The 13086-nt window shown below is 74.5% G+C and carries 10 protein-coding genes; 1 reads left to right on the plus strand and 9 read right to left on the minus strand.

Annotation, left to right across the window (positions count from 1 at the left end; genetic code table 11):
* Positions 1–21: 21 nt before the first annotated feature.
* Complete coding sequence (gene pruA / locus I6A81_RS28440) at positions 22–1647, minus strand: L-glutamate gamma-semialdehyde dehydrogenase (RefSeq protein WP_203004095.1); 1626 nt, start codon at positions 1645–1647, stop codon at positions 22–24.
* A gap of 175 nt (positions 1648–1822) precedes the next feature.
* Between pruA and fxsT the strand changes: the two genes are divergently transcribed.
* Positions 1823–5461, plus strand: coding sequence for an FxSxx-COOH system tetratricopeptide repeat protein (fxsT, locus tag I6A81_RS28445; protein ID WP_203004094.1), 3639 nt, complete (start codon positions 1823–1825; stop codon positions 5459–5461).
* A gap of 6 nt (positions 5462–5467) precedes the next feature.
* On the opposite strand, the gene I6A81_RS28450 is transcribed toward fxsT, so the two are convergent.
* The 8 genes from I6A81_RS28450 to I6A81_RS28485 form a co-directional block, all read right to left on the minus strand.
* On the minus strand, positions 5468–6277 hold the full coding sequence (locus I6A81_RS28450) for a phytanoyl-CoA dioxygenase family protein (protein ID WP_203004093.1): 810 nt from the start codon (positions 6275–6277) through the stop codon (positions 5468–5470).
* A 48-nt stretch (positions 6278–6325) separates the two neighbouring features.
* Complete coding sequence (locus I6A81_RS28455) at positions 6326–7153, minus strand: hypothetical protein (protein WP_307874983.1); 828 nt, start codon at positions 7151–7153, stop codon at positions 6326–6328.
* On the minus strand, positions 7150–8145 hold the full coding sequence (locus tag I6A81_RS28460; RefSeq protein WP_203004092.1) for an ATP-grasp domain-containing protein: 996 nt from the start codon (positions 8143–8145) through the stop codon (positions 7150–7152). The genes I6A81_RS28455 and I6A81_RS28460 overlap by 4 nt, the downstream gene beginning before the upstream one ends.
* 6 nt (positions 8146–8151) lie before the next feature.
* Positions 8152–9045: a hypothetical protein gene (locus I6A81_RS28465; protein ID WP_203004091.1), complete on the minus strand. Its 894-nt coding sequence runs from the start codon at positions 9043–9045 to the stop codon at positions 8152–8154.
* Positions 9046–9074: 29 nt separating this feature from the next.
* Positions 9075–9665 carry a hypothetical protein gene (locus I6A81_RS28470; protein WP_203004090.1) on the minus strand — a complete coding sequence of 197 codons (591 nt, stop codon included), beginning with the start codon at positions 9663–9665 and terminating at the stop codon, positions 9075–9077.
* On the minus strand, positions 9613–10965 hold the full coding sequence (locus I6A81_RS28475; RefSeq protein ID WP_238429445.1) for an LLM class flavin-dependent oxidoreductase: 1353 nt from the start codon (positions 10963–10965) through the stop codon (positions 9613–9615). The genes I6A81_RS28470 and I6A81_RS28475 overlap by 53 nt, the downstream gene beginning before the upstream one ends.
* 230 nt (positions 10966–11195) lie before the next feature.
* A complete protein-coding gene (locus I6A81_RS28480) occupies positions 11196–12182 on the minus strand; it encodes a malate dehydrogenase (protein WP_203004089.1) in 987 nt (328 codons plus the stop codon).
* Positions 12183–12313: 131 nt separating this feature from the next.
* Positions 12314–12586 carry a hypothetical protein gene (locus I6A81_RS28485; protein ID WP_203004088.1) on the minus strand — a complete coding sequence of 91 codons (273 nt, stop codon included), beginning with the start codon at positions 12584–12586 and terminating at the stop codon, positions 12314–12316.
* Positions 12587–13086 lie beyond the last annotated feature (500 nt).

Here is a 13086-nt window from a genome sequence, read left to right on the forward strand (position 1 = left end):
GCGGCGACACGCGGCCGGCGGTCAGCTCGGGTAGCGGTGGTCGGTCGGCGGGCGCAGGTTTTCCTTGATCACCCGTGGGCTGGTCCAGCGCAGCAGGTTGAGCGCCGAGCCGGCCTTGTCGTCGGTGCCGGAGGCGCGGGCGCCGCCGAACGGCTGCTGGCCGACGACCGCGCCGGTCGGCTTGTCGTTGAGGTAGAAGTTGCCGGCGGCGAACCGCAGCGCCTCGGCCGCCCGCGCCGCCGCCGCCCGGTCCTGGGCGATGACCGCTCCGGTCAGCGCGTACCGGGAGGCGTCCGGGTCGGCGATCCGGGCGACCACCCGGTCGTAGTCGCCGTCGGCGTAGACGTGCACGGCGAGCAGCGGGCCGAAGTACTCGGTCGTGAACGCCTCGTCGGCCGGGTCGGTACCGACGAGGATGGTCGGGCGGACGAACCAGCCGCGGCTGTCGTCGGCCTGCCCCCCGGCCAGCACGGTCAGGGTGTCGACGCGGCGGGCACGGTCGAGCGCGGCCGTCAGCCGGGCGTGGGCGCGGGCGTCGATGAGCGCGCCGCCGAAGACCGCCGGGTCGGTGACGTCTCCCGTCACGAGCGCCTCGGTCTCGGCGACGAGGTCGTCGCGGACCCGGCTCCACAGCGAGCGGGGGACGTAGGCGCGCGAGGCCGCGCTGCACTTCTGCCCCTGGTACTCGAACGCGCCGCGCAGCAGCGCCGCGCGCAGCACGGCCGGGTCGGCGGACGGGTGCGCCAGCACGAAGTCCTTGCCGCCGGTCTCGCCGACCAGCCGGGGATAGCCCCGGTAGTGGGCGATGTTCTCGCCCACGCGGCGCCACAGGCGCTGGAACGTGGCGGTGGAACCGGTGAAGTGGATCCCGGCCAGATCCGGGTCCGCCAGCGCCACCGCGGACACGGCCTGGCCGTCGCCGGGAAGCATCGAGATCACGCCGGGTGGCAGCCCGGCGGCCTCCAGCAGGTCCATCAGGAAATGGGCCGCGAACTGCTGGGTCGGCGCGGGCTTCCAGAGCACGACGTTGCCCATGATCGCCGGCGCGGTCGGCAGGTTGCCGGCGATCGAGGTGAAGTTGAACGGGGAGATCGCGTAGACGAAGCCCTCCAGCGGGCGGTGGTCGGCCCGGTTCCACACCCCGGCGGCCGACGCCGGCTGGTCGGCGAGGATCTCGCGGGCGAACGCGACGTTGAACCGCCAGAAGTCGATCAGCTCGCACGCGGCGTCGATCTCGGCCTCATGGGCGATCTTGCTCTGTCCGAGCATGGTCGCCGCGTTCAGCGTGTCCCGCCACGGACCGGCGAGCAGTTCGGCGGCCCGCAGGAACACCGCCGCCCGCCCGTCGAACCCCAGCTCCCGCCAACCCGGCGCGGCCTCCCGCGCCGCCGCCAGCGCGGCACGCGTGTCGTCCTCGGTCGCGGCGTGAAACGTCCCAAGCACGTGCTTGTGGTCGTGGGGCATGACGACGTCGACCGCCGCGCCACCCCCGGGCCGCCGCTCCCCGCCGATCGCCGCCGTCAGCTCCACCGGCCCCGCGGCGAGCTCCTCCACCCGCCGAATCAGCCGCTCCCTGGCGGCACTCCCGGCCGGGTATGTCCGCACCGGCTCGTTGACTGGCCTCGGCACCATGGTGATCGCGTCCATCGCGCGCCTCCCTCGGGAGCCGTGCGACAGCCAGCCTCGCCAGACAGCCGGCCCTGGCTCCGGTGCCTTCGGTTTACCCCGCCCCGCCACATCCCGCTACCGGGCGGGCGCGGCGGCGGCACGTTCGTGGGGCGATCCGTGCGAGAACGGGTGACCGTGCTGGGATGCTGACCGTGTGTCGGAAGCCGACGCCGGGGGAGCCGGCCTCCCGGAGCCCAGGACGGCCGCCGAGCCGACGGCCGCCCGCGGCCCCGGGGCGCCCCCCGGGAGCGTGAGCGAGCCGGAGCGGTGGGACTTTTTGGTCTCCTACGCGTCCCCCGACAAAGGCTGGGCCGAGTGGATCGCCTGGGAGCTCGAAAACGCCGGCTGCCGGGTGTGGTTCGAGGACTGGGATGCGCCGCCGGGGTCGCAGGCGGTCGCGGCGGTCGACCAGGCGGTGCAGCGGGCCGAGCGCACCGTGGTCGTGTGGTCGCCGGCCTACGCCGGATCGACCGCCACCGGGCAATGGCACGTCGCCTACAAGACCGACCAGGACGGCGGTGGGCGCCGGGTGCTGGTTGTCCGGATCGTCGACTTCGAACTGTCGGGGCTACTCCAGCCGATCACGCCGATCGACCTGTTCGGGCGCTCGGAGCCGGAGGTCCGAGCCGTCCTGCGCCTAGCCGCCCGGCGGGCGATCTCGGGCGAGCGCGGGAAACCCAAGGCGAGGCCCCCGTTCCCCGGGTCCGCGCCGCTCGTGGGTCCGCCGCCGTTTCCCGGGGGAAAGCCGCCGGTGTGGCGGGTGCCGTGGTCGCCCAACCCGCACTTCGCCGGCCGTGAAGGTGATCTGGCGGCGCTACGCGCCGCGCTCGGTTCCGGGCCCGCGGCGGTGATCCCGGTGGCGCTCTACGGGCTGGGCGGGGTGGGCAAGACACAACTGGCGGCCGAGTACTGCCACCGGTACAAGGCCGACTACGACGTCGTCTGGTGGGTTCCGGCCGAGTCGTCGGCGGTGGCGCTGACCTCGCTCGCGGAGCTGGCGGCGCACCTTGGCATACGCGAGGAGGCCAGCTACCCGGACGCTTTCGCCGACGCCGGCACGCGTTTCACGGAGGGCCACGCGGCCGGCGGCCAGATGGCTGTCGCGGCGGGCATCGGGACCAGCCTGGACAGCCGGGCAGCCGGCGCCGTGGAGGCGCTGCGCCGCGGACGGCCATACCGGCGCTGGCTGGTCGTGGTCGACAACGCCGAAGCCCCGTCGGACCTGCACGGTCTGCTGAGCGCGGCCGGCGGCGACGGGCACGTCATCGTCACCTCCCGCGACCCCGCCTGGGCGGGGCACGCCCGGGCGATCGAACTCGACGTCCTGGACCGCGCGGAGTCGGTCGCGTTGCTGCGCGCCCGGTGTCGCTGGCTGACCGACGCGGACGCGGACCGGCTCGCCGACCTGCTCGGCGACCTCCCGCTCGCGCTGGAGCAGGCGGCCGGATGGCTGAGCACAACCGGGATGAAGGTCGACCTCTACGCCCGGCTGCTGACGGCGCGTACCAGCGAGATCCTCGCGACCGGGAAGCCCGCCTACTATCCCGTCCCGGTCGCGGCGGCCTGGACGGTCGCGCTGGACCGCCTGAGCGACCCCGTGGCGCACGCGGTGCTGCGCCTGCTGGCCGTGCTGGCCCCGCGGCCGGTGCCGGTGGACCTCGTCGTCGACGCGGATCTCGGCGAGCCGACCGACCCGCTCGCGGTGCTGGACGCCGTGGACCGCGTCAGCCGGCAGGGCCTCGTCCGAGTGACCGGTGAGGGCCTCGTCATGCACCGGCTCGTCCAGGCGGTGCTGCGCGAGCGCGCGACGCCGGCGGACCTCGCCGAGGCGCGCGGGCGCGCGCGGGCTCTGCTCGCGGCGGCTGCGCCGGGCAACCCGACGGAACCGGCCAACTGGCCGACGTACGCGCTGATCTACCCGCATGCTCTCAGCGTCGACCTGGTGGACGCGCCGTTGGAGGATCGCGCGAGCAGGCGCCTGCTGCTGGACCTGGTCCGGTCGCAGGGGGCCGCGGGCAACGCGCGTGCCGTCGTCGGCCTGGCGCGCGACGCGCGGCAGCGCTGGACGTCCGCGCTGGGCGCTGACCATCCCGACGTGCTCAGCGCCATGCGGCTGGAGGCGGGCAGCCTGTTCGGGCTGGGCCGGCTCGCCGCGGCTCGCGACCTCGAGCGGGAGGTGCTGCGCCGGTTGCGCGAGCTGGCCGGCGAGGATGACCCCGCGACGATGAACGCGAAGTCCGCCCTGGCGGACACGCTCTGGTCCACCGGCGAGTTCGACGAGGCGTCCCGGCTGGACGCCGAGGTCTTCGCCGCTCGTACCCGCCTGCTCGGCCCGGACGATCCGAGCCGGTTGCGAGCCGCCACCCAGCGTTCCGACGGGCTGGCACAGCTCGGTGAACACGCGCAGGCGGAGACGCTGCGCGTCGACACGTACGCCCGTGCCCGCGCGGCCCTGGGGGATGACCATCCGGACACGCTGCGCGCGCAGGTCCGGGTTGCCCGAAGCCTCCGCCACCGCGGGGAGTACGGCCCGGCCGCCGCGGTGTTCGACGACGTGCTGCGCCGTCGGCGCACCCTGTTCGGCGACGACGACCGCCGGACGCTGGACGCGGCCCTGGAGCTGGCGACCTGCCTGCGCACCGCCGGCCGGCTGACCGAGTCCGCGGCACTGCTGCGCCAGGTGGTCGACGGCCGGCGCCGCGTCCTGGGCGAGGACCACCCCGACACGATGTCGGCCACCCGCGAGCTCGCCCGCGCGGTGCTGCGGACCGAGGAGCCCGCCGCGGCCGTCGGCCTGTTCCGGCAGGTGCGGGCGGCCTACGGACGCCGTCTGGGCGTCGGTCATCCCTCAGCGCTGACGGCGGCCATCGACGTCGCCGAGGCCCTACGTGAGCTGGGCGACCATGCCGGCGCGCTCGTGGTGCTGCGTGACCTGCCCGCGCGCGACCCTGCCTTGGCCGACCAGCCGGACATGATTGGCGTCGATGCCCGGCTCGCGGGCTGCCTCTGGCTGCTCGGTGAGCACGTCGAGGCGGCCCGGCTGCGCGCCGACGTCCTCGACCGATGCCGGCGCGCCTTCGGAGAGGACCATCCCGAAACCCTACGCGCGGCGGGCCTGCTCGCGGACAGTCTCGAGCGGACAAGCCAGGCCGAGGCCGCCCTGGAGCTGCGGGCGCACACCTTGGACCGCGTGCGGGCCTCGCTGGGCCCAGACCATCCACAGACGCTGTCCGCGATCGCAGGTCTCGCGGAGAGCCGGGAACGCCTCGGCGACCAGGCGGAAGCCGCGCGGCTGCACCGGGAGGTGCTCGTGGCGACGCGGCGGATGCTTGGCGACGGGCATCCCGACACTGCCGCCGCGCGGATGCGTCTTGCCAGGGCCCTCGGTTCCCGTGGCGACTGGACGGGCGCCGCGGCGCTGCTGACGGAGGCGCGGTCCTCCTACGTGGACCTGTATGGCCCCGACAACCAGCGGGTCGTCGAGGTCGACTACGCATTGGCGGCGTGCGCGTCAGCAGTCGACGACCACGCGGAAGCGAGGCGGATACACACCGAGTTGCGCTATCGGTGCCGCTCGGCGCTCGGGGAGGACCATCCGTGGACGCTGCGGGTCGGCCGCGCGCTCACCGCCGACCTCGCCGCGCTGGGAGAACGTGACGCGGCGGTGACCCTCGCCGAGGACGTCCTGGAACGGGCGCGTCGGACGCTGGGCGGCGACCACGAGGAGACGCTGGCCGCGGCGGAGACGGTCGCCTGGCTTCGCTCGGCCGGCCAGGACGCGAACGAAGGCTGATAACCGTCAGAAGCGGCAGCGCAAGGGGTTGGTGAAGACCGGGGGTGGGCCGGCCAGGGCGGCGCGGATGGAGCGTTCCAGGACGGAGTGGTCCGCCTCGTCGGGGCGGTCGAGGCGCAGGGGCACGCGCAGGCCGGCCTCGGTGTTGGAGATGAAGCGGGGCCGGCCGTGGCGCTTGAAGCCGCGGGTGTGGAACAGGAATGGGTGGGCGAGAACCACGTCGCCGGCGGCGCCGGTGAGCTCGGTGATGTTCCCGATCGGCTCGGCCAGGACGGCGTCGAACAGCTCCAGGTGGGTGAGCCCCGCTGGATGCGCCGCCAGCACCCGGGCGGCGCGCCGGTGGCTGCCCTCGGCGACGAGGGTCCCGCCGCCGCCCGGCTCGACGTCGCTGAACAGGCCGACGAGCAGCAGGCCCTGCTGCGGGGCGTCCAGGGTGTGTCGAAACCAGTTGCCGTCGACGTGCCAGCCGTGCGTCGGCACGGGGCGCGGGTCGTGGGCGCCGTAGGCGAAGTTGACCGGCCAGAACCCCCAGGTGCGCAGGCCGTTCCAGCGGCCCGGGCCGACGAGCCGCGCGATCGCGGCGACGAGCCGGTCGGTGAAGCAGCCGAGGACTTCGGGCGCCGTCGGCCGCTCCTCGATGTCATAGCTGTCCGGCCAGGTGGCGGGGTCGTCCCGGCGGATCCCGGCCTTCTCCTCCATGCGCCGCCACACGACCGCCCGCGCCGCGGCCGCCTGCGCCGCGGTGAACGCGCCGGGCAGCACGCAGAAGCCGCGCTCGACGAACGCGTCGACGTCGGCCGCGCTCAGCACCGTCACGCCGTCAGCACCGCCTTGCCGCGGGAGAACCTCGCCGCCGGAGCGCCGTCACCAATAGAGCAGCCAGTGGTCGGTGTGCCAGATGCCGTGGCCCTGCAGGGTGAGCCGCTCGTCGCCCTCGCTCACCGACGGGCTGGGCGCGACCTGGTGCAGCAGATGGCCGGAGTGGACCACCAACTCGCCGGCGGTGTAGGGGATGTAGCGCAGCGGGTGGAAGCGGCGCAGGTCGCCGGCGCCGTCGACCCAGCCGCGCCGCTGCGCGTCCAGGAACGCCGCGTAGCCGACCTCCCAGGTGTTCAGCCCGCCGCCCGCGACCGGCATCCGGATCGGCAGGGTGAAGGACAGCACCCAGGACCGGTCGACGGCCTCCGGCCAGTCGAAGAACTGGTACTGCAGGTCGAAGTGCACCGGCGCGCGCGGGCGCAGGAAGATCGCCTCGGTGCGCCAGAGGTGGAAGCCGGGCAGCGCGAACGTGTCGGTGTAGCGGACCGGGGCGGCGAGCAGCTCGGTCAGCGCGGCGCGGAGCCGGTCGTAGAGCCAGCCAAACCGGCGCCACAGCAGCGGCCGGTGCAGCGCGGCGAGCCGGTGGTACTCACCGGGCCGGGACTCCGGGGCGAGGTCCAGGTAGCTCGGGGTGCCCAGGGTGTGGAAGGCGTAGCCGCGGTCCAGCCAGGCCGGCCGCTCCCGGTACATGTCCGCGCGGACCTCGTCCGCCTCCGCGGCGGACAGCAGCCGCGCCGTCGCCAGCGACGTCTCGCCCAGCGCGCCGGCGCCCGCCGTTTCCGCGGCCGTCCCCGGCGTTTCCGCGGCCGTCCCCGCCGCTGTTTCCGCCGGCCCGGCCACGCCTGCCGTAGGCAGGAGCTTCCCGGCCGTCACGCGCGCACCGCCTCGCGTACCCTGGCCGTCGTGAGGGCGCCGAGCAGGGCGGCGCTGATCGCGCCGCCGGCCCGGCGGTCGTACCAGTCGTAGCCCGGCATGGGGTTCGCCTCGAGTACCCAGTAGGTGCCGCCGGCTCCCTCCTCGGCCTTGAGGTCCCAGCCGGCGAACAGCAGGCCGGACTCGGCCGTCGTGGCGACCAGCCGGCGGGTCAGGTCGTCCGGCAGGTCCACGGCGGCAAAGTCGAGCCCGACGGCGTCCAGCTCGCGGTAGTCGACCAGCGGCCGCGCGTCCGCGGCCCGCGCCGCGACGGCATCCGGTCGCGCGGTGATCCGCTGGGCGTACACCACGTCGCCGCAGACGTGCACCCGGAGGTCGACGCCGTCGACCTGTCGCTGCAGGTGCACCGGGCCACACGCCGGCGTGAAGCCGGCAGCCGCGGTGAACTCCGCGGGGCTGACGACGCGCGCGGTCGCGCGTACCCCTGACAGGGCCTTGACGACGGTCGGGCCGGCCGCGGCGAACGCGCGCAGCGCCTGGGGGTCCGCGCTGGTCAGGCTCGCCGGGACGGCGAAGCCGGCGCGGGCCAGGCGCGCCTCATGCAGCGGCTTCGTGCCGTTGTCGGCCCAGGCACCGGGGCGGTTCGCGACCGGGCCGGGGACGTGGTCCAGCCAGGCGGCGAGCGCGCTCGTGAGCCCACGCCAGCGGGCGGCGCGGCGCGGGTCAGGCTCGACCGCGGACAGGTCGACGAGCCTGGCGAAGCAGCCGGCCGCCGGGTCCAGGGCTACCGCTCCCCGGGCGGTCACCAGCCGGCTCGCGCCGTCATCGGGAATCGCCAGCCGCCAGTCGCCCTCATCGACGACCTCGGCGAGGTCGACCGCGACGACGTCCGCGCCCAGCCGGGCCGCGGCGGTGACGAAGTGCCGGAACGTCCCGTCCGTGCCGACGCCGAGCGCGACGACGGGCGTGCTGGCCAGGTCCTGTCCGTCCATGCCAGGTCACTTCCGATCGCCGAACAGCAGGGTGAGCAGCCGCGGGCCGAGGCCCAGCCAGGTCATGCGCAGCAGTTCGACGCCGGGGAACGGGTCGACCTCGACGAGCCGGGCCCGCCCGCCGTCGGCGTCGACCCGCCAGACGACGGCCGCGAGCGTGAGCCCGAGCCGGCCGGCGAGTGTGACGCTGCGCGTGGTCAGCTCCAGGTGGTCGATCTCGGCGGTGGTGCACCGCCAGGCGTCGGCGCCGAGGACGACGACGATCTCGAACGCCGGGTCGGCGGCCGACCAGCGGGCGCGGTACGGGCCGTCGCCATCCGGGCGCCGCGGCCAGACGGCGGTGTGCCCGGTGACCGCGTCACGCACCCACCAGCCCTCGTCGACCTGCTCGGCCGGGTCGGGAAACGTCGCGGCGAACACCTCGACCGAGCCGGCCGGCTCCTCGGCGCGCCGCTCCGTGAGCGCGGCCGAGTCGGACACCGCGCCGCCGAACGCGCGCGAGGTCGGCCTGTTGACGACCGCGGCGTCGGTCAGCGCCGCGGCGGCCCACAGCTGCGCGACGCACTCCTGGTACTGGAACCGCGCGTCGAAGCTCGCGGCCGCGTCCGCCAGATCCGGCACCCGCAGGAACATCGGCACCGTCGGGACGACGCTGACCACGACCTGGGCGCCGGCGTCGCCGTCCGCCAGGCGGGCCGGGTCGCCGGCCGGCCGGCTGTGGACCTCGACGGTGAACAGCTGGGCGGCGTCGAACGGGTCGAGCGTGACCGCCCGCCGGCCGTGCTCGGCGAGGTAGGCGGTGAGCTCGGCCGCGACTGGGTCCTCGGGGTCGGCGACGATCAGCAGGTCGTCCGCGGTCAGGGCCGGCGCCGCCGGCCGCGCGGCTGGCTCGGTGCGCATCGCGGTCCTCCTCGTCCGGGGCCGGGCGGTCAGATCACGACGCCGGCGGCGCGCAGGTACCGGTTGACCCGGGACGCCCGCAGCACGGCGCCGATGTCGTCCTCGTCGATCACGCCGGGGCGGGTTGGCTCGTCGCCGGTGACCATCCCGGCGGTCGCCGCGTCGCCGGGGCCGGCCGGAGCGAGGCCCGCGGCCGGCCGGTCGTCCGGCGCCCGGCCGGCGGCGGCGCCGGGATGTGCTCCGTCGATGCCGTCCTTGAAATCCTTGAAGTCCTTGCTGTCTTTCGTGTCCTTGAAGTCCTTGCTGTCTTTGCGATCCTTCCAGTCCTTGAGGTCCTTCCAGTCCTTGTTGTCCTTGTTGTCCTTGTGATCCTTGAAGTCCTTGCCGTCCTTGAGGTCCTTCCATTTGGGCGCCTGCGCGACGGGGTCGGCCGTGGCTGGCCGGGGAGTCGCGAGGCCGGTGCCCGCGAGGCCGGCGCGGCCGGGCGCGGGGGTTGCGACGGCGTCGCCGAGCGGCTCCTGGCCGGTACCGCCCGGCCGGCGCAGGAGGGTGAGCAGGTCTCGGCGGTCAGCGGCGGACAGGAATGGCCGGACGCGGGTCTCGTCGATCGTCCAGGACATCGGCGGGCCTCCTCCCTGTGCCCGCGGTGCCCAGGTGGTCGGCGCCATCGGCCGGGGTTCCCGCCGGATCGGCGGAGCCCAGGGTCCCTGCTGGATCGGCGACAGGGTCCCTGCCGGATCGGCGACGGGTTTCCTCCCGGATCGGCGACGGGTTTCCTCCCGGATCGGCGACAGGGTTCCTCCCGGATCGGCGAAGCCGATCTGGGAGGTCGGCGATCTGGGAGGTCGGCAATCCGAGGGCTCGGCGATCTGGGACGTCGGCGATCCAGCAGGTCTGCTGGGGGGTCGGGGCCGGGGACGCCGTTGAAGCTGGCGCATGCGCGGGATCGGTGCGGTAAAGGGACAACGCGGCAGCGAGCAGGCGCTGCGCATGCGGGTAGTGGGGGTTGAGGTTGCAGATCAGGTGGTCGACGCCGAGCGCCTCGTAGCGGCGCAGCCCGGCGGCGACCGCCTCCGGCGTGCCGGCGAGTACCGGGTAGTCGGGCGGCGGGTGCGGCGACGGGTGGCCGGGGGCGCGCGGCGCGACGTTGACGCCCACGGTGACGCCCAGCGTCGCCGGGTCCCGTCCCTCGGCGGCGCAGGCGGCGCGCGCCATGGTGCGCACGCCGGCAAGTTCGCCGGTCGCCGAGCCTGTCTGGCCGGCGGCGGCGCCAACCTTCCGCGGGTCGTCCGGCTGCGGCCCGTCCGACGGGTCGTCCGGTGGCGGCGCGCCGTACCAGCAGGTGTTCCACAAGTCGGCGTACCGGGCGGCGAGGCGCAGCAGGCGGGGGCCGCCGCCGCCGACGAGCACGGGGATCCGTCGGCGCGGCGCGGGCCGCAGCTCGGCGTCGCGCAGCCGGTGGAAGGGCCCGTCATGGTCGGCGTGGCCGGTGCGCAGCAGCGCGGTGATGATCTCCAGTTGCTCGGCGAGCCGCTCGGCGCGGTGGTCGAACGGCAGGCCGAACGCGTCGAACTCGGGCTGGTGCCAGCCGGCGCCGAGGCCGAGGACGAGCCGCCCGCGGGAGATCTCGTCGAGCGTCACCGCCATCTTCGCGAGTACGCCGGGATGGCGGAACGCCGCGCACAGTACGAACGTGCCGAGCGTCACTCGATTGGTCGCCTCGGCGAGCGCGGACAGCGTCGTCCACGACTCCCAGGCGCCCTCGGTGGGCGCGCCGGGGGAGCGGAACAGCAGATGGTCGAATACCCAGACCGAGTCGAAACCCGCCCCCTCAGCTTGTAACGCGAGATCGCGGATGTCGAGGTAGGACGGCTGTTTCCACGGATACTCGGTGAGCGGAAGCACGACACCGACCCGCATCACGCCCTCCCCACTCGCTGGCGTTCTGAGCGTAGGGCGAAGCGGTCGGCGGCGCGGAGTTTTCCCGTGGAATACGTGTTAGCACTGAGTGGACTGGCGGCGGACGCGACCGTGAAGGGAAAGACGGGCCCCGCCGGCCGCCTGGGCCGTGGCCGGCTCCGGCGGCGGGCGGGACCCGTCAGCGCCGATCTGTCGTCGGCCGAGCGTGGATCTCGGCCGAGATTCCTCGGTCAGATGAGGCCGAGCGCGCGGACGGCGTCGCGCTCCTCGGCGAGCTCGGCGACCGAGGCGTCGATCCGGGTGCGGGAGAACTCGTTGAGTTCCAGGCCCTGGACGATCTCGTACGCGCCGTCCTTGGTGACCACCGGGAACGACGAGATCAGGCCCGCGGGCACGCCGTAGGAGCCGTCCGACGGGATGGCCATCGACGTCCAGTCGCCCTCGGGCGTGCCGTTCACCCAGGTGTAGATGTGGTCGATCGCGGCGGAGGCGGCGGAGGCGGCCGACGACGCCCCGCGGGCGGCGATGATGGCGGCGCCCCGCTTGGCGACGGTCGGGATGAACTCGTCGGCGAGCCAGGCCTCGTCGACCTGGTCGGCGGCGCTCTTGCCGGCGACCTCGGCGTGGAAGACGTCCGGGTACTGGGTCGCGGAGTGGTTGCCCCAGATCGTCAGCTTCTTGATGTCCGCGACGCCGACGCCGAGCTTGGCGCCGAGCTGCGAGAGCGCCCGGTTGTGGTCGAGGCGGGTCATCGCGGTGAACCGCCCCGTCGGCACGTCCGGGGCGTGGCTGGCGGCGATGAGCGCGTTGGTGTTCGCGGGGTTGCCGACCACGAGGACCTTGATGTCGTCGGCGGCGCCGGCGTTGATGGCGGCGCCCTGGGGCTTGAAGATGCCGCCGTTGGCCTCGAGCAGGTCACCGCGCTCCATGCCGGCGGTGCGCGGCCGGGCACCCACCAGCAGGGCGACGTTCGCGCCCTCGAAAGCCTTCACCGGGTCGTCGAAGATGTCGACGCCGGAAAGCAGCGGGAATGCGGCGTCGGCGAGTTCCATCGCCGTTCCCTCGGCGGCCTTGACAGCCTGCGGGATTTCCAGCAGGCGCAGCTTGACGGGGGTGTCGGCGCCGAGGAGCTGACCGGAGGCGATCCGGAAAAGGAGCGCATATCCGATCTGGCCGGCCGCGCCGGTTACCGTCACATTGACTGGTGTACGTGCCATGGCCCGGATGTTATCTCTCCCGACCGGCACCCGCCGCGCCTGAGGACCCCCGCGGGCCGCGTCACGGCGTGGCACCGGACACAGCGCGCCGGGCCGGTCAAACCTTGGCCCAACCTCCGGCGTGGCGGGGGCTACGGGGGGCCATGACCCGCCGGCGGACAGGCCGGCGCGCGGCCCGCGTTCCGGCGGGCGCCAGCCATCCGCCAGAGGCCGGTGGCCAGCGCGCACCCGAGGGCGGCGACCAGGACCTCGCCGCTGGGGGCGAAATCCAGCGCGAGCGCGCGCAGGCCGTTCACCACGCCGTCCGCCGCCCATGGGGGGCCGCCGAGGCCGAACACGACTGTGAGGCAGCACAGCGTCAGGCCCACGACGGTGGGGACGAGCGCGACGACATCGGTGGGCATTTCTCGTCCTCGATTCAGCAGCCTGGCCTGGAATGTCTGGCCGATTGGGGAACGGTTTCCGGCGGCCGGAGGAATCCGATCAGAAGTGTCCGAACTGCCGCGCGGCGCTGGCGCGCCGGGACGGGGCCGGGCGCTGTTTCGGAGCGCGCGCCGTCCGATTCCACGCCGACGGCCGGCGGGTGACTTCTCGCTGGGACGCGGGCCGGTGGCCTTTTCGGTCCGGCGACGGGAGCGCGGTGAACGGGCAATGCGCTCGGGTCCGGGAAACGCCTGGGGCGCGAGCGCCTTCGGGCGCGGACACCGAGCGTCGTCGCGGCCGGTGGGAGGCGGCGGGCGGCGGGCGGCGGCGGGGCGAACGACGCGGTGGCGGGATCGGGCGTGCTGTCGGTCGCGGCGGAGCGGGAGGGGCGGTGGAACGGGGGATCTAGACCCGTCTTCCGCACATGGGATTTCGATGCGCCGGCTGACCCGGTTATCGATCAAGGTGGTCGGGTCGGGTC

The organism is Frankia nepalensis (assembly GCF_016786325.1).
GTDB classification, from domain to species: Bacteria; Actinomycetota; Actinomycetes; order Frankiales; family Frankiaceae; genus Pseudofrankia; species Pseudofrankia nepalensis.

What these genes read in the sequence shown, in the direction of transcription:
- pruA (WP_203004095.1), bottom strand. Translation starts at nt 1,647, where the DNA reads ATGGACGCGATCACCATGGTGCCGAGGCCAGTCAACGAGCCGGTGCGG.
- I6A81_RS28460 (WP_203004092.1), bottom strand. Translation starts at nt 8,145, where the DNA reads ATGGACGGACAGGACCTGGCCAGCACGCCCGTCGTCGCGCTCGGCGTC.
- I6A81_RS28465 (WP_203004091.1), bottom strand. Translation starts at nt 9,045, where the DNA reads ATGCGCACCGAGCCAGCCGCGCGGCCGGCGGCGCCGGCCCTGACCGCG.
- I6A81_RS28470 (WP_203004090.1), bottom strand. Translation starts at nt 9,665, where the DNA reads ATGTCCTGGACGATCGACGAGACCCGCGTCCGGCCATTCCTGTCCGCC.
- I6A81_RS28475 (WP_238429445.1), bottom strand. Translation starts at nt 10,965, where the DNA reads ATGCGGGTCGGTGTCGTGCTTCCGCTCACCGAGTATCCGTGGAAACAG.
- I6A81_RS28480 (WP_203004089.1), bottom strand. Translation starts at nt 12,182, where the DNA reads ATGGCACGTACACCAGTCAATGTGACGGTAACCGGCGCGGCCGGCCAG.
- I6A81_RS28485 (WP_203004088.1), bottom strand. Translation starts at nt 12,586, where the DNA reads ATGCCCACCGATGTCGTCGCGCTCGTCCCCACCGTCGTGGGCCTGACG.